Source organism: Chitinophaga sp. RAB17 (assembly GCF_052114225.1).
Lineage (GTDB): Bacteria > Bacteroidota > Bacteroidia > Chitinophagales > Chitinophagaceae > Chitinophaga.
The window spans coordinates 556582-573588 of sequence record NZ_JBFREI010000002.1; the positions used below are offsets into that span (position 1 = coordinate 556582).

Below are 17007 nucleotides of genomic sequence, written 5' to 3' on the forward strand. Positions count from 1 at the left end.
CAGGTTACAGGGCATAAGGTGGGGTACCAGTTTTGTGCACCACATGATGGATGCAGTCCATATATCATCTTATAAAGGCAATCAGTTATGGAGCGTAAAGAGTTGCACCGCCCGTTTGAGGTACATGTATCAGATATGGAATGCTGGAAAGAGCGTCCGCTGATTTATCATTTCTTCGAGATTGTACAAATCCTGGAGGGGAGCGGTGTGCGCACGACTAACCTGAATGACTTTCCCTACGAAAAGGGAAGCATCTTTCTCTTTACACCGCTGGATTGCCGCGGATTTAATGCCACTACTCCTACGCGCTTCTGCTCTATCCGGTTCTCGGAGGTTTTCCTGGGACAGTATAAAAATGCACCTGACCGGGCACGGATTGTTCAGTGGCTCAAGCAACTGGAACATATCTTTTCTCACCATAACCGTTTTCAGCGGTTGTTGGTAAAAGATGCAGGTGATTGTCAGATGATTAGCTCGCTGATTAATAATGTGGTGCAGGAGTATCAGCAGAAGCAGGCTTATCATGAAGAGAACCTGCAGCATTTTGTGACGCTGTTACTGAATATCCTGGCCCGCAACGCATCCGATAATACAAATGCGGGTATCACCGCTACCGGTCAGGAAACAGAGCCACTGATTAACCGGATGCTGTTGCATATCAGGCAACATATCAGCGATGCGGAAAAATTAAGAGTGGATTATCTGGCTGCTCACTTCAATCTCTCTGCAAATTATGTAGGTGAGTATTTCCGGAAACTTACGGGCGAAAGTTTACAGCATTATATTACACAGTATAAAATAAATATGGTGCAGCAGCGCCTGGCTTTCAGCACGCTGACCGTTAGCCAGATTGCGGGAGAGCTGGGCTTTACCGATGAAAGCCATTTAGGACGACAGTTCAGGAAACACAGCGGGGTGAGTCCGCTGGAATACCGGAAAAATGCCCGTCCGGTAGGAAATCAGCAATAACTGCTGCCCAATTGTATACTCCGCTTACTAATAGGTCGATAATGAAAGCACCGTGATGTTTCTTCTTCTTTTTTTAAATTTTTTTAAGATATATTTTGTACCAATTGGTAAAATATATATCTTTATACCAGAAAATTACTCCAGATGATATACAAACCAAGCTACCCGCAATAACTGCATCACATATCCGCTAACACTTTTTTTTAATTACTATTGTACCAAATAGTACAAAATTAAACACACATGAAAACACTCACTACTACCAGCGTTTTATACAAAACAGTTACAGTTAACAACCTCGACATTTTTTACCGGGAAGCAGGGCCCGCAGATGCACCGGTGATATTGCTTTTACACGGCTTCCCTTCTACCTCTCATATGTACCGGGACCTTATCCATGACCTGGCGGACAGGTACCACGTGATAGCTCCAGATTATCCTGGATTTGGCCAGAGCAGTATCCCTGCATTAACAGCATTCGACTATACTTTCGATAACCTCGCAGTGGTGATGGAACAGTTTATTGACACCCTTGGCTTAACAAAATTCACCTGGTATTTGCAGGATTATGGCGGCCCTATTGGTTTCCGCATTATCACTAAAAGACCTGAGCTGGTAGAAGCCCTGGTGATACAAAATGCGAATGTGTATGATGAAGGATTAGGCCCCGATGTACAGATCATAGGAACATTGCAACATGATGAAAAAGCTTTGCTGGCAGCGATCGCAGATAAATTAACGCTGTCAAGGATTAAGGAAGAACATGTGTTTGGCGCTGCTGACCCGGAACGTGTGAGCCCGGACGGCTATGAGCTGGCGCATTTTTATATGGCCAGACCTGGTGTAGAAGAAATACAGATCGCGCTGTTCCTGAACTATGGTACCAATTTCCCAAAATACCCGGAATGGCAGCAGTACCTGCGCACACAGCAACCACCTGTACTGGTAGTGTGGGGTAAAAATGACAAGATCTTCACCTGGCCCGGTGCAGAAGCATATAAAAGAGATGTTGAAAATGCAGAAGTCCATCTGCTGGATGGTGGCCATTTTGTACTGGAAGAATATCATGAAGAAGTAGCTGCATTGATACATGATTTTTTAAGAAAATTATAATCACCTAAAATATTGAGATATGTCTGACACTAAAATTGCCATTAACGGCTTTGGACGAATTGGAAGATTGTTTTTTCGTGAAATGTACAACGAGGAAGGCATTGAAATAGTGGCGATCAACGATTTAACAAGTCCTGCTGTATTAGCACACCTGCTGAAATATGATACTGCCCAGGGCAGATTTGAGGCAACAGTCACCGCAACTGCAGATGCGATACAGGTAAACGGAAAAGAAATAAAGATTTATGCAAAAAGAAATCCCGCTGAAATACCCTGGGGACAACATGCAGTAGATGTAGTACTGGAAAGTACCGGTTTTTTTACAGACAAAAATATGGCCGCCGCCCATCTCGAAGCAGGCGCCAAAAAAGTAGTCATCTCCGCACCTGCTACAGGTGATATGAAAACCATTGTGTATAATGTTAACCACGCTACTCTCGATGGTACGGAAACTATTATCAGCTGTGCTTCCTGTACCACCAACTGCCTGGCTCCCATGGCACAGGTGCTGGAGGATACATTTGGTATCGTAAATGGATTGATGACTACCATACACGCCTATACGAATGACCAGAATATTCAGGATGCCCCTCATGCTAAAGGAGATCTGAGACGCGCCAGAGCAGCGGCACAAAGTATTATTCCTACCAGCACCGGCGCGGCGAAGGCAATCGGTTTGGTATTGCCCGCCCTAAAAGGCAAACTGGATGGTACTTCACAACGGGTACCGGTGATAGCCGGATCACTCACTGAACTAACCGTTACCCTTAACAAAAAGGTAACGGTGGATGAAGTGAATGCCGCCATGAAAGCCGCCGCCAACGAGAGCTTCGGATATAACACCGATGAGATAGTGAGCAGTGATGTGATTGGTATTAATTATGGTTCTCTCTTTGATGCTACACAAACAAAAGTATTATCTGCCGGAGAACAACAGATTGTGAGGGTAGTGAGCTGGTATGATAATGAGATGAGTTATGTATCGCAGTTAGCAAGGACCGTAAGGTATATTGGGGAAGCTTTTAGCCGTTAGCTTTTAGCTTTTAGCAAAAATGCAGCGGAGAACATACTATGTTCCTCGCTGCATTTTTGCTAAAAGCCAATGGCTAAAAGCTAATGGCTACTTCACTACTTCCACCCATTTGCCTGGTTGGAAAGCATGAATGGTATTATCATACATCGCTTCGCAGGAGGTAGCCGGTAAATAGTACCTGCCCAGGTAAGCGGCGTTCAGCAATACATTATAAGTACGCCGTTTATTTTCTTCAATGTTGAAATAAGTATATACTCTGTCATCACGGATATCCATATACGTAGATGGGGAAGAATGGAAAGCGCTATCATTATCCATTAAACGGGTATTGAGGATTTCCCATCCGGACGGGAAGATTTGTGATAATGCCATTTGTTCGTAGTAACCGCGTTTACCCGGGTTATTGATGGTCACCGTAGCCATGAAGTCACTACCCTGTCTGAGGGTCGCCGGGTCAATTGGTTTGCCATCGCGGGTACTGTAGCTTACCTGCATACCCAATACATCCGGGTTGTTGCTGGCAACCGGTTCCTGACCGGCATCCGGTTGTCCCTGGAGAATGAGTCTTACATACAGTAAGTTCTGTCCGTTATTCTGGATGCTGATATTGCCCGTATTACCGTTGAAGGTAATTGGTATCTGCGTAACGAAAGATTGGCCATTTACGGTGCCTTTAACGCCGTTTAACGTATAGGCAAAGCTTATTTTGCTGCCACCTTTGTTTTCTCCACAGTATTTGGCAATGGCAATGAGGGAATAGGCAGTGGTTTGTGTGCTGTACCACTGGTCGTTTTGAGACAACTGCGCTGCAATTTGTTTTACCATTTCACCGGCACGGTTGCGTTGGCCGAGGATGGTAATCGTTTCCAGTATCATCGCCTTATCGCGCAGATCGGAACCAAAGGTACCTCCTAATTGTGTGTATGGTTTTACATCAGTAGGCAGATTCTGTACCAGCGAATTTGCCACTTCCGGTTGTCCGGACAGCTTATAAGCCGCTGCCAGTCTCCATTTGGCAGGAGCAGATAAATACTTGAATTCCTTTAAGCGGTTCATCGCACCTAACTCCGGCGACTTAGCCAGTGCCAGCAGGTACAAACGATAAGCCTGTGTAAGGTCGCCGCCGTAGAAGTTCAACGTACTTGGTGCCCAGGTACCGGCTTTATTGCGCTGGTATTTTTTCCACTGATCCAACAGTCCCGGAGGCAGTGTATAACCCTTAGCCTGCGCCTCTATGAGGAAATGGCCGCCGTAGTTGGTACCCCACTCATCAGAGTTACCTTCTCCCGGCCAGTAGCTGAAACCACCATCGGAAGTCTGGAAACTCTTCAGGCGATTGATACCAGCTTTTACATTACGGTCTATTTCTGCCAGCTGACCTTCTTTTACATCCATCAGCTGATTCAATACCAACTGTGGGAATACGCCTGAAGTAGTTTGTTCAATACAGCCATGCGGATATTCTATGAGGTAGCGTAAACGCTTGCCCAGGTTGAGCGATGGAATAGTGGATACTTCCAGTACACCGCTGTTGGTACCTGCCATGCCAACGGGGCTGAAGGCCGACTCCCAGCTTCTGTTACCCTCCAGCGTATTTTCAATGATATTGGTAATCACCGGATTGGGATTACGTACATTCAGTTCTATATTTTCTTCTGCTCTTTCTGCACCACTGCTGGCCACTACTTTTATTTTAGCAACGCCTGTTTGTGGTCTTACTTTTACATCAAAGTAAACCAGCTGTTCTCCCGGCTGGGTGAAGGTGACTGTTTTTGTACGCTCACCCACTATTTCCAGCAATGGACTGGTGCTGATGGTAACACTGGCACTACGGATATTGGGTTCCAGGCCAAATACGGTGACAGGCACCTGTATGGTTTCTGATGGTCCCAGTACACGTGGTGCTGTGGTGAGCAACATCAATGGTTTTTTGACTGCTACTGCTTTTTCCGCAAAGCCATAGGCGCCGTCCTGACCGGCTACTACCATTGCTTTTACAGAGCCGATATATGGAGGCAGTTTGAATTTATGTGTTTGTTTTTGTCCTGTTTTCAGGTAGAAAGGACCCATATATTTCACCACCGGTTTGAAACGGTTGGCTTTGGCGCTACCGGCATTTTTATCCAGCCCTTCATCACCACCAATGCTCAGGATACGATCCATATCTGCGCCCCAGGCGCCTATTACAAAGTCGTAGAGATCCCAGGTTTTTACGCCCAGTGCTTCTCTGGCATAGAAGGCGCTATGTGGATCCGGTGTTTTAAAGCGGGTAAGATCCAGCAAGCCTTCATCTACAATCGCGATGGTGTACGTCATCGGTTTACCATTGCTTTCGCTCACGGATATACTGGCTTCTGTTTCAGGCTTCAGCTTATCCGACATGGTGATCACCGGTTTCAGAATGGTACCGGGATCTTCTACTGAGATCGGAATGGTACCATACATACGGATGGGCAGATCGTTCAATGTTTGCGCATGTTTTTGCAGCAAACTAACGTTCACGTATATATTAGGCGTCATGTTTTTTTCCGCCTTGAATTTGAAAGTCGTTTGCCCCTGTTTGGTAGTGATCCAGTAGGTCTTTAATACTTTGCTGCCGGATTCAATACTTACCAGTCCACGTCCACCTTCACTGCTGGGGATCGTCAGGGTAATATCATCACCGGTTTTATATTGTTGTTTGTCGGAAGTGAACACCAGCATTGAGGCCTCCGCAGGGTTATCTTTCTGCATTCTTTCTGCCCAGCCCGGCCAATCGATATACACCGATTTACCGGCGGTATGTCCGCTTTGCAGGTCTTTCACCCTTACCAGGTACCTGCCCCAGTCTGGTGAATTTACCTGGAGATTCCACTTACCCCTGCCATCCTGCAGGGTAACAGTTTCTTTGCTCAGCAGTTGATTGTAGCTGTCCTGTGTGAAGTTGGAGTAGTCATCTTCTTCCCCTTCATCCCACCACCATCTCCATTTTATTTTGTATACTTCTACCTGTACTTCACGACTGCCTTTGGTGAGATTACCGTTGCCATCCACATCTACCAGGTCAATGGTATGAGGTCTGTCTGTGAGCAACATACCGGTGGTACGGTCACCGGCAGGCATACGTAAACCAGCGTAGGAAGTAAAGGGATTATAAGGCATGGAGAAATGATCGATACTGAAATCGCCTCCCGGCTCAAATACTTTTACTTCGAAATTGGCTTTCAGTTGTCCCGGCGCCACTTTGCCCAACTGTATGTCGGCATTGACAGGCGCTGTTCCATTCTCATTCAGCGGACCTTCGAAAATGGTTTTATTTTCTGCATCGAAATGTGTTACCGGATCGTCAAAGGAGTAATCACCAAAGTTTTTGAAACTGGTGGTTCCCTGTACGAGTGATACATCTACTTTTGCTTTGAGATGCTGGGCGGTAGCACCAAACAGCCACATGGCAGATAGGTTACCGGTAGAACTACCTTTCGACAAGGATATGTTATTGCCGAAATCCATTTTTATTTTAAGGCGGTTAGGCTTTACGGTTTCTATGCGTACATTTTTCTGGAAGGTGGCGCCGCCTACTTTTACTTTGGCTACCCAGCTGCCGGTAGGATCATCCGGTGCAGTAGCAGTAGCAAAGCTGTAGAAGCCATTCAATCCTTCATGCTGATTAATACGCTTGTATAGCTGTCCTTTTGGATTGTATAATTCCAGTGTTACGGGGTGATCAGCGGGGAGTTTCTGCCCTTTGTCTTCCAGTATAAAGGTGAGATAAACAGAATCACCGGGGCGCCATACACCACGTTCGCCATACAGGAAGCCTTTGATACCGTTTTGTACTTCTTCTCCTTTTACGTCGAAGCGGCTCAATGGCAATGAACTTCCATCATCCAGTTTGAGGTAGCCTCTTTCATTTTCTTTTTTGGCAATGAGCAGGTAAGGCTTACGTTTCAGGTCAAAGGAAGCCAAGCCTTCACCATCACTTTTAGTTTTAAAGATCACCTGGTTCTGGTAGTCGAGCAGTTCCAGTTCCACGCCTATCATGGGTTTGGTATCGCGTATATCTGTTACCCCTACTACCATGCTGTTGTCATTTCCTCTTTTTGCAATGAGGCCAATGTTGGAAGAAATAATATTGCGGGAAGCCCATTTGTCTTTGCTATAGTAAGAGTTAGAGCAGGCATCGTTACGGCGGTCCCAGTTATACCCGTATGGATAGTAGCTATCATAACGCTGCCAGAAGGAGTCGTCATCGTCAATTTTTTCTCCGCCATAATATTCTTCCTCGCCTTCTTCCCCATCAGAAGATGCTTTATCTCCGTCTTTCGTGGTATCTGCAGTGCAGGCGGTCATGGCGTATGACTTACGGAAACCTATGGTGATACGATAAATAGCGCCAGGTTCCGTACGTAACATCTTATCAAGATCCAGGAAGAAGCGGTTTTTCTTATGCAGGTTCACCGATTTATCCACATCGAGACGAATTGTTTTTTCTACTACGGGCTTGCCTACACGCCGTAACTCCTGGCTGCCATCGAGGTCGTTGCGTTGGAGGTATTGTGGTACATTGTTTTCGTAAATTTTGATGATGGTAACATCTACTGCGTTGAGGTTTACGGCTTCAAACGGCATCACCAGTTTGTTGCTTTCCGGCAGGATCACTCCTTTGCCCGGGATGGTGACAGATGGCAGGGTGTTTTCAAAATTTACGTTGGCACTGAATGTTTTGCCTAAACGTTTATCCGTGATGTTGATCACGCCTTCATTCACAATTACATTATAATTTCCTTCCAGTCTGGTAGGGGTATATACGCTTACTTCGCTGCCATCTACGGTATAACGCAAATCGCTTTGTCCGCTGATACCAATCAGGCCTTCGAGTGTTTGTGCCATACTGATGGGATCGGAGAACTGTACCAGCAGGTGTTGTTCCGGATCGGAAAGGGCTTTGACGTCTAATACTTTAAAGTCACCGATAGCGGGAACTTCGGTGGTGCTTTTACCGGCATTATCTACTTTAAGGGAGGTGCCATTCCAGTTCAGCTCCAGGTTGCGGGCGATATTGGAACGGGCAATATTAGCGATGGTAAACCGTGAGGTGCGTTCGGTGGCATTGTGTTGCCAGGTAATGGGCAGGCCTTTACCGGCATATTGCGCGGTCAGTATTTTTTCAATGGCCTGTGGATCTTCCACATCGGCGGTGTAGATGGCGCCGGTGCAGGTCATGCGGTCCAGGGTGTTGTTGGTACTGGATTTTAGTCCGAAATTTTCTATAGAAAAAGACGGCTTAATGATCTTGAATTCAAAATCAAAGGCTTTGAGTTCTTTGGGAACATCGAGGATTTTGCCCAGTTTAAAAGTGGCCTGGTAGGTTTTACCAGGTTGCAGATTTTCGTCTGGTCTGAACTCAATGGTGGTAGCGTCTATCCAGTACGACTTACCCTTGATGGAAGGTGAGAATTCGAATACTTCCTTATCCAGGGGCTCGTTTTGGGTGTGCGTTACATTTGTTTGCCCGGTCAGATGAACGCGGACAGCGCTCTGTTTGGAAATGATACCTGCGGTATATGCCTCTATATATCTGGCAAATTCCGGGTTCATTTCTTTTCGGGTGGTACGGCAACCACTGATCACAAACAGGGCGGCCATGAAAAATAACGCTGCTACAGCAATAAGCCGTTTTGATGGGTGCATCAGGAATGGTGATTAGGGTGATTAACTATTAGGTGCGAATGTCGGGAAATTTTCGCGAGTTTTTGTCTTGGCGCAGGATTATGCTGATTTTGATGATTTCCCGGATTTTGTTCCCTGGGATTTTAAAGGCTTAAAAGATTTTAGAAGATGGAGCAACGTTTGGCCCTTTTTATCTTTCAAAATCATATAAGCAAAAATCCGAAAAATCATCAAAATCAGCATAATCCTGCGCCAAGACAAAAGCTCGCACTATACCATTTCGCCTTTATTCAGGCGTATGAATTTATCTACGCAATCGGGGAGTTCATCTTCATAGTGTGTTACAAAGATGAGGGTAACAGGCATATGTGCACAGAGTTGTTCTATTACTTTTTTGAAATGTAGTTTTTGTTGTGCGTCCAGTCCCTGGCAGGGTTCATCAAAAATCAGCAGGGGTGGATTTTTCACGAGGGCCCGGGCCAGCAGGGTAAGGCGTTGTGCGCTTTCTGATACCTGTTTGAACGGGCTGTTTTCGTGTGCGGATATATTGAGTACACTCATCCAGTCGCGGGCGATTTGTTGCTGTGCCGGGGTGGCCGGTTTAGTACTGCCTATTACATCGGAGAAGCCGGAGCATACTACCTGCAGGCAGTTATCCCGGGAGGTGAAATACTGATGTAGTTCGGGAGATATGAAGCCTATTTTTTTCTTGATATCCCAGATACTTTCTCCGGTGCCGCGTTTGCGATCGAAGAGCCATAGTTTGTTGGCATAAGCCTGTGGGTTGTCTCCGTTTACCAGGCTGAGTAAAGTAGATTTTCCGGCGCCATTAGGCCCCAGTAACGCCCACTTTTCGTTAGGCTTTACCGTCCAGTTGATGCCGTTTAGGATAGTGTTTTCACCATATTTAATATGGATATCTTCCATGCGAACGATGGTGTCAAAATGGCTGTCCTGGCTATTTTGCACCAGTGTCGCTATTTTATCGGTTTCCATTTCAGGCAGGGAAATATCCACCGGAGCGGGTAAGGGTAGTCCGATAAATTCGCTACGTGTATACTTCCCTGTTATAGCAGCATTTTCCAGGGTGAGTACATGTGTAATATGATCAGGGATTTCATTGGGAGCGGTGGCCAGCAATACGGTGGTGCCACCAGCAATGATTTCATTGATCATATGGCTRAAATCTTTACGGGCCTGTACATCCAATCCTATATAGGGATTATCCAGTATGAGCAGCTGTGGTTGCTGGAGGAGGGCACGTGCAATCATTACCCGGCGGGTTTCGCCATTGGATAATTTGATGAGGCGTTTCTCCATCAGGGGGGCAATACGAAGTGGTTGCACGAGTGCAGGTACCTCTGTGATTTCCAGGTATTCCATCACGGTGGGGGAATTATCGGCATCCATGCTGTTGAAGCGTTGCTGATAATAGAAGTCGGTAGTGGTGTTGGAAAGGTTCCGGAAGGTATGATGATGTCCTACCATGGCTATCAGGTTGTGATAGTTAAACCATGGATCGGTAATAGTATGCCGACTGCAATATTCGTCATAAAAATGGTAATGGATACTTCCATTAATAACATTGAATTTGCCGAGCATGGTATTCAGCAGGGCGGTTTTACCAGAGCCACTGGGGCCGGTAATCGCCCATTGTTCACCTTTATTAATCTGCCAGCTAAGGGTATCAAATAATGTTTTGTCGAGATACCTTACGGTAATATGTTCCATGGAGAGGAACGGTGTTTGCTTATCTGTCATAATTTGGACGATTGGGCTAAATATTCATCTATCAGGGATAAAATTAGCAGTATTATTGAAAGCATCCAGTAAATTTATGACAAATAAGAGGGTATGATTTGGAAGATAAAATCCTTTGAGGAACTAACTGTAGCAGAACTCTATGCCATCCTGCGTTTGAGAAGCGAGGTGTTTATCATAGAGCAAAATTGTGCGTATCAGGATCTGGACAATTCGGATCAGAAAGCGTTGCATTTAATGGGCACGGATGATAGTGGTCAGCTGCTGGCTTATACCCGTATTTTTGCGCCTGGTATTAAGTTTACGGAGGCGTCTATAGGCAGGGTGGTTACCTCTCCTTTGGCCAGGGGCCAGGGTGCTGGCAGGGAGCTGATGGAGCGTTCTATACTGGAGTTACAGCAACATTATGGCAAGATACCTATCAAAATAGGCGCTCAGCAATATTTACAGCGTTTTTATACTTCATTGGGTTTTGAACAAACCAGCGATACTTACCTGGAGGATGGAATTCCTCACATTGAAATGCTTCGTTTATAATGCGCATGTAGCTTACTCAGGGTAAGGCTGATCATTATCAAAATCAGCATTATCCTGAGTAAGACAAACTTCGCTTATCGTTTCGGTATTTTTTTCTGCTTCACCTCCACCTTTGGCGTATGTTCCTTTATGCGATAAAAAGGAATGACATAGGAAACAGTGTATTGTACGTCAAACACTGCTCCTTTGGAGCCGTTGCCAAAACCGGGGATGACCAGTGGGGTCATTTCATCAGTTTTTACATTGTTGATCAGGATACGTTCCCGTAAATTCCAGCCCATAAAGAAGTTCTTGAAAATTTCTGCTTTCAGGCCAACTACAAGTTCTATCCAATGTGCATTTACATTTGTTTTAGGAAGACTGCCGGTGAGATGATCTCCCCAGTAGGTATTCTTGATGGTGTAGGATGGTACCTCATAGCTGAAATGGGAGAATCCGTAACGGATCCCGGTATAGAACATATTTTTCTCGGAGGGGTATTGTCTTTTCAGGAAGTTATAGTCTACACCCAGTGTTACAAATGCGCCACTGCCTTTATAGGTGTAACTGGTATCGCTATACGGTGTGCTGGTAAATCCGCCTTCAAACGCTGCATACAGATTGCTGTTGATACGGGCATCTGCTACAACGGTGACTTCTTTTCTATATGGATAATAGATGGCGGAAACGATCCGGCTGAGGTCCAGGCCTACCCGAATGCCGCCCGGAATATACCAGGAGCTGTCTATATGGGGGACGATTAATTTCTTAGCAGTATCAGCCACCATTTTATGGGTGGTATCTGCTTTGATTGTTTTGTGTAAGCTATCCGGTTTCGTAGCTGTCGGCTTGTTTTGGGCCATAGCAGCAACGGAGAGCAGGATACTACTTAACAAAGAAATATAACAAAAGATGCGTGTCATTGCTGCTGGTTACGGACTTATTATTAATCGAAACAGAATCGATGGTATGCATGGTAGCGATTACGGTATCCAGGTTAAAGTAGGTACCAAATCCACAGCCGGGAGATATAAAATGTTTCACACGGGAATACCGGAACGTGATGGTATCTGCTACGGCTGCAGAATCTACTTTCACATAAAACCGGGAACTGTCGGCTATCGGAGACAACTGAAAGTACATATCCGATAGTGGCTGCCTTCTATAGATGGTATCTCTTCCAAGTGCGTATGCCGTTACTTTAGGCATAACGGTATCCCGGAAAATATTGAGACTGTCGCGCTTAAAATGGGTATGCAGATCGTTACGCAAGGTTTGATCGCATACTTTTGTTTCATTTTCGCAGGCAACGATGCCGGCGAAAATGAAACAGGTGAGTAATATCTGGTAAATGCTTTTCATTGATTGCTTACAAGTTGGCAAGATATTAAATTCCCAGCTCCTTTTTGAGGAATCGGGCGGTATGGCTCTCTTTACAGGTACTTACCTGTTCCGGTGTGCCCGTACATAAAATGGTACCACCACCTCCGCCACCTTCCGGCCCCAGGTCTACCACATAGTCTGCCATTTTGATTACATCCAGGTTATGTTCTATGACCAGTACGGTGTTACCACGGTCTACCAGTTTATACAGCACTTTCAGGAGTAGTTGTATATCCTGGAAATGCAGACCTGTAGTAGGTTCATCGAGGATGTAAATGGTTTTTCCGGTATCTTTTTTGGAAAGTTCGGTTGCCAGTTTTACCCTTTGGGCTTCGCCTCCGGAGAGGGTTACCGCCGATTGACCGAGAGTGATATAGCCAAGTCCTACATCCTGCAGGGTTTTTATTTTACGGTAGATCCATGGTACCGGCTGGAAAAATTCCACGGCTTCATCCACAGTCATATCCAGCACATCAGAAATGGACTTGCCTTTGTAGCGTATTTCCAGTGTTTCGCGGTTATAACGGCGACCGTTACATTTTTCGCAATGCACATATACATCCGGGAGGAAGTTCATTTCTATTACGCGCATACCACCGCCTTCACAAACATCACAGCGGCCGGTTTTTACGTTGAACGAAAAGCGGCCTGCGTTATATCCCCTGATTTTGGCTTCCGGTACGGAGGCAAACAGGGTTCTGATATCGGTGAAAAAGCCACAGTAGGTAGCCGGGTTGCTGCGTGGTGTACGGCCAATGGGCGACTGATCTATTTCTATTACCTTATCTATAAACTCCAGTCCTTTGATGCTCTTATAAGGCATCGGCACCATCTTGGAGTCGTAGGCATGTTTGGAAAGAATGGGATACAGGGTTTCGTTGATCAGGGTAGATTTACCGCTGCCGGAAACGCCGGTTACACAAATGAAAGTGCCTAATGGCAGTTTCAGGTTTACATTCTTCAGGTTATTGCCGGTAGCGCCTTTCAGTTCCAGGGAGTTACCATTGCCTTTGCGGCGCTGGGCGGGTATTTCCGAGGCTGTTTTGCCATTCAGGTATCCGGCAGTAGGTGTATTGAGTTTAAGGATGGCTGCGGGTGTACCTTGTGCAATGATTTGTCCGCCGTGGATACCGGCGCCGGGGCCAATATCTACCAGGTGATCGGCATGCAGCATGATATCTTTATCGTGCTCTACTACGATCACGGTGTTACCCATTTCTTTCAGGTTGCGGAGGGCATCTATCAGCTGCATATTATCGCGCTGATGCAGTCCTATACTGGGTTCATCCAGTATGTAGGTAATCCCCATCAGTTGGGATCCGATCTGTGTGGCGAGTCGTATGCGTTGGGATTCGCCACCACTCAAACTACGGGTAGGCCGGTTCAGTGTAAGATAATTCAGACCTACATTGAGCAGGAATCCCAGTCGTTCGCGGATCTCTTTCAGGATATCTTTGGCGATGGCATTCTGTTTTTTCTCGAGGCGGTCTTCGATATTACCAAACCAGGCCAGGAGTTTATCCAGATCCATGTTACCGAGTTCGGAGATATTTTTTTCATCGATCTTAAAGAACAGGCTTTCCTTTTTAAGGCGGGCGCCGTTACATTCCGGACAGGTACTCAGTTGCATAAAGCCTTCTGCCCAGCTGCGTACGTGATCGGAAGAGGTATCGTTAAAATAACGGCGTACCATATTCACGACCCCTTCGTATTCAGTCGCATATTCTGTATTGCCGCTACCTTCATCGTAGGCCATGTCTACTTCCAGCTTACCGTTTTCATCGCCAAACAACAATACGTTGAGGGCTTTCTGCGGGATGGCGGAAATAGGAGCGGTTAAGGAGAACTTATATTTTTTGGCGAGTTGCTGTACCTGTTTAAAGGTAAAGGTGTCGCGGGCTTCCCCCAGTGGTTTGAGGCCACCGTCTGTAATGGATATGCTGTAATCAGGAATGATTTCGTCCATATTGATCTGGTAAATGGTACCAAGACCTTTACAGCGCGGGCAGGCACCATAGGGTGAGTTAAAGGAGAAGGTGTTGGGACTGGGCTCTTCGTAGGAAAGGCCGGTGTCTTCACACATCAGTTGTTTACTGTACTGGCTTACCTTATTGGTATCGTGGTCCATGATAAACAGGAGTCCTTTACCCATGGTGAGCGCTTTTTGTACACTCTGACTGATACGGGTGCGGGCATCTTCCTGCACTTGTATACGGTCTATTACCAGTTCAATGTCGTGGATTTTGTAACGATCCACCTGCATTCTTTCTTTCAGGTCCTGTATTTCTCCGTCTATCCGCACTTTGAGGTAGCCTTGTTTGCGTACCTGTTCAAACAGTTCCCGGTAATGGCCTTTACGTCCGCGCACGAGTGGGGCGAGGATGGCCAGTTTTTTATTTTTATAGTTTTTGAAAAGATGCGCCAGTATTTCTTCTTCAGAGAAGCGCGTCATGGGTTTATTGGTATTATAGGAGTAGGCTGTGCCGGCGCGTGCATATAACAGGCGCAGGAAGTCATAGATCTCCGTAATGGTACCAACCGTAGATCGCGGGTTTTTATTGGTAGTTTTCTGTTCTATAGAAATAACGGGAGAAAGACCGGTGATTTTATCCACATCGGGCCTTTCCATATCGCCAATAAACTGACGGGCATAAGCGGAAAAGCTTTCCATGTAGCGGCGTTGTCCTTCTGCATAAATGGTATCAAATGCCAGGGACGATTTCCCACTGCCGCTGATGCCGGTGATGACTACCAGTTTATTTTTGGGCAACTCCAGGTCCAGGTTTTTCAGGTTATGCTCCCGTGCGCCAAAGATGGCTATTTGTTCATCTGCCGGGGCTTGCGCAACGGAAGTAGCGGGTACATTCTCTTTTTTCTTTGCCATAATAATAAACTACTAAGCTACGGCATAATTGGGAATTTTGAGGAGTTGAGTTGCTAAGTTTTTTAGCGAAGGGGATCGTCTTCGGCGATTGTCTTTATCAGGATTGGGATGATTAACCGTGATTGTTCTGATTTTCCTGCGTTTTGTTGTTTAAATATTTCGGGGAGATAAAAGTGGATATCCGCTTCTATCTCCCCGAATCTTGTAACATGCTACAGCATCAAAATCAGGATAATCATCTTAATCCTGATAAAGACAATCGCCGAAGGCGATCCCCTTCGCTTAAGCTTTATATTTTTTGAATACTACAATTGCATTATGTCCACCAAAACCGAAAGTATTACTCATCGCAACATTTACCACACGTTTCTGTGCTGTACCGAGGGTCAGGTTCAGATTGGTGGGGATACCTTCGCCCAGTATGGAGGTGTTGATGGTAGGAGGAATGATATCTTCCTGGGTAGCTTTGATGCAGGCAATGGCTTCAATAGCGCCGGCGGCTCCAAGCAGGTGACCTGTCATGGATTTGGTAGCACTGATATTGAGTTTTGGTGCATGGTCACCGAAAGCGGTGACGATCGCTTTCAGTTCACTGAGATCACCTACCGGAGTGGAAGTAGTGTGGGAGTTGATATAGTCTACATCTGTAGTAGCTATTTCAGCATCTTCCAGTGCCTGTTCCATACCTAAGCGTGCGCCCATTCCTTCCGGATGGGTAGCAGTGAGGTGGTAAGCATCGCAGGTCATAGCGCCGCCAATCATTTCGCCATAGATGGTAGCACCTCTGGCAATAGCGTGTTCATATTCTTCCAGGATGATGGCACCGGCACCTTCGCCCATTACGAAACCATCGCGTTCAATGTCAAACGGACGGGATGCATGGGTAGGATCCTGGTTGCGGGTAGACAATGCTTTGAGGGCATTGAAACCGGCAATACCAGCACGGGTAACCGGAGCTTCAGAACCACCTGCTACAATAGCATTGGCTTTACCGAGACGAATGTAATTGAAAGCATCTACCAGTGCACTTGTTGAAGAGGCACAGGCGGAAACAGTACAGAAGTTAACACCCATGAAACCGTATTTCATGGCTATCTGACCTGCTGCAATGTCACATATTAATTTAGGTATAAAGAAAGGGTTGAACTTAGGTACAAAGTTAGCCTGAGTAAATTCAACGATCTGTTCTTCGAACGTGAGCATGCCTCCATTACCGGAAGCCCAGATCACACCTATTTTAGTTTTGTCAATTTCTGCATTGTCAAGACCAGCATCCTGTACTGCTTCCTGCGCAGCCGCCATAGCGTACTGAGTGAAACAATCCATTTTGCGGGCTTCCTTCTTTTCCATATATTTTTCCACCTCAAATCCTTTCACTTCACAGGCGAATTTTGTCTTAAACTCTGTGGTGTCAAATTTAGTGATGGGGCCGGCGCCACTAACGCCTGCCTTCATATTGTTCCAAAAAGTATTTACATCATTCCCGATAGGTGTTAATGCTCCCAAGCCGGTAACCACAACCCTTTTCAGTGTAACAGTACGCATATTTTTTACTTTAATAAAAAAAGTTAGAGCGCAAATTTAGTTACTTATTGTTATGATTAAGCATATTCATTAAGATAATATAATATAACTTTTATGATCTTGCGTTAAAACCCAGTATTGGTAAGGGTTTGTGCGTATAGGCGGGCGGGATCTG

10 protein-coding genes are annotated in these 17007 nt (G+C 45.8%); 4 read left to right on the top strand and 6 right to left on the bottom strand.

Translation table 11 applies throughout. The annotated features are described in order from the left end of the window. Positions 1–87 precede the first annotated feature (87 nt). The 3 genes from AB4Z08_RS08355 to gap all read left to right on the top strand — a co-directional run bounded on the left by AB4Z08_RS08355 (position 88) and on the right by gap (position 3115). A complete protein-coding gene (locus tag AB4Z08_RS08355) occupies positions 88–969 on the top strand; it encodes an AraC family transcriptional regulator (protein WP_441573270.1) in 882 nt (293 codons plus the stop codon). A gap of 243 nt (positions 970–1212) precedes the next feature. Next, positions 1213–2082, top strand: a complete 870-nt coding sequence (locus AB4Z08_RS08360; protein ID WP_441573271.1) for an alpha/beta fold hydrolase — start codon at positions 1213–1215, stop codon at positions 2080–2082. Between the two features lie 19 nt (positions 2083–2101). Continuing rightward, positions 2102–3115 (top strand): type I glyceraldehyde-3-phosphate dehydrogenase, encoded by a 1014-nt coding sequence (gene gap, locus AB4Z08_RS08365; protein ID WP_441573272.1) that lies wholly within the window; start codon positions 2102–2104, stop codon positions 3113–3115. An 87-nt stretch (positions 3116–3202) separates the two neighbouring features. On the opposite strand, the gene AB4Z08_RS08370 is transcribed toward gap, so the two are convergent. After that, the gene (locus AB4Z08_RS08370) at positions 3203–8785 is read right to left on the bottom strand and encodes an alpha-2-macroglobulin family protein (RefSeq protein WP_441573273.1); all 5583 of its coding nucleotides are present in this window, start codon (positions 8783–8785) and stop codon (positions 3203–3205) included. A 249-nt stretch (positions 8786–9034) separates the two neighbouring features. Further along, a complete protein-coding gene (locus AB4Z08_RS08375) occupies positions 9035–10525 on the bottom strand; it encodes an ATP-binding cassette domain-containing protein (protein ID WP_441573274.1) in 1491 nt (496 codons plus the stop codon). Between the two features lie 93 nt (positions 10526–10618). Between AB4Z08_RS08375 and AB4Z08_RS08380 the strand changes: the two genes are divergently transcribed. Next, positions 10619–11062, top strand: coding sequence for a GNAT family N-acetyltransferase (locus AB4Z08_RS08380; RefSeq protein WP_441573275.1), 444 nt, complete (start codon positions 10619–10621; stop codon positions 11060–11062). Between the two features lie 74 nt (positions 11063–11136). Here AB4Z08_RS08380 and AB4Z08_RS08385 read toward each other — a convergent pair whose 3' ends face one another. The 4 genes from AB4Z08_RS08385 to fabF all read right to left on the bottom strand — a co-directional run bounded on the left by AB4Z08_RS08385 (position 11137) and on the right by fabF (position 16853). Next, positions 11137–11964, bottom strand: a complete 828-nt coding sequence (locus AB4Z08_RS08385; RefSeq protein WP_441573276.1) for a DUF6048 family protein — start codon at positions 11962–11964, stop codon at positions 11137–11139. Continuing rightward, positions 11927–12403, bottom strand: coding sequence for a DUF6452 family protein (locus AB4Z08_RS08390; protein WP_441573277.1), 477 nt, complete (start codon positions 12401–12403; stop codon positions 11927–11929). The genes AB4Z08_RS08385 and AB4Z08_RS08390 overlap by 38 nt, the downstream gene beginning before the upstream one ends. 25 nt (positions 12404–12428) lie before the next feature. Beyond that, the gene (uvrA, locus tag AB4Z08_RS08395) at positions 12429–15308 is read right to left on the bottom strand and encodes an excinuclease ABC subunit UvrA (RefSeq protein ID WP_441573278.1); all 2880 of its coding nucleotides are present in this window, start codon (positions 15306–15308) and stop codon (positions 12429–12431) included. 282 nt (positions 15309–15590) lie between these two features. Further along, positions 15591–16853, bottom strand: coding sequence for a beta-ketoacyl-ACP synthase II (fabF, locus tag AB4Z08_RS08400; RefSeq protein WP_441573279.1), 1263 nt, complete (start codon positions 16851–16853; stop codon positions 15591–15593). Positions 16854–17007: the final 154 nt, after the last annotated feature.

What these genes read in the sequence shown, in the direction of transcription:
- AB4Z08_RS08355 (WP_441573270.1), top strand. Translation starts at nt 88, where the DNA reads ATGGAGCGTAAAGAGTTGCACCGCCCGTTTGAGGTACATGTATCAGAT.
- AB4Z08_RS08360 (WP_441573271.1), top strand. Translation starts at nt 1,213, where the DNA reads ATGAAAACACTCACTACTACCAGCGTTTTATACAAAACAGTTACAGTT.
- gap (WP_441573272.1), top strand. Translation starts at nt 2,102, where the DNA reads ATGTCTGACACTAAAATTGCCATTAACGGCTTTGGACGAATTGGAAGA.
- AB4Z08_RS08370 (WP_441573273.1), bottom strand. Translation starts at nt 8,785, where the DNA reads ATGCACCCATCAAAACGGCTTATTGCTGTAGCAGCGTTATTTTTCATG.
- AB4Z08_RS08380 (WP_441573275.1), top strand. Translation starts at nt 10,619, where the DNA reads ATGATTTGGAAGATAAAATCCTTTGAGGAACTAACTGTAGCAGAACTC.
- AB4Z08_RS08385 (WP_441573276.1), bottom strand. Translation starts at nt 11,964, where the DNA reads ATGACACGCATCTTTTGTTATATTTCTTTGTTAAGTAGTATCCTGCTC.
- AB4Z08_RS08390 (WP_441573277.1), bottom strand. Translation starts at nt 12,403, where the DNA reads ATGAAAAGCATTTACCAGATATTACTCACCTGTTTCATTTTCGCCGGC.
- uvrA (WP_441573278.1), bottom strand. Translation starts at nt 15,308, where the DNA reads ATGGCAAAGAAAAAAGAGAATGTACCCGCTACTTCCGTTGCGCAAGCC.
- fabF (WP_441573279.1), bottom strand. Translation starts at nt 16,853, where the DNA reads ATGCGTACTGTTACACTGAAAAGGGTTGTGGTTACCGGCTTGGGAGCA.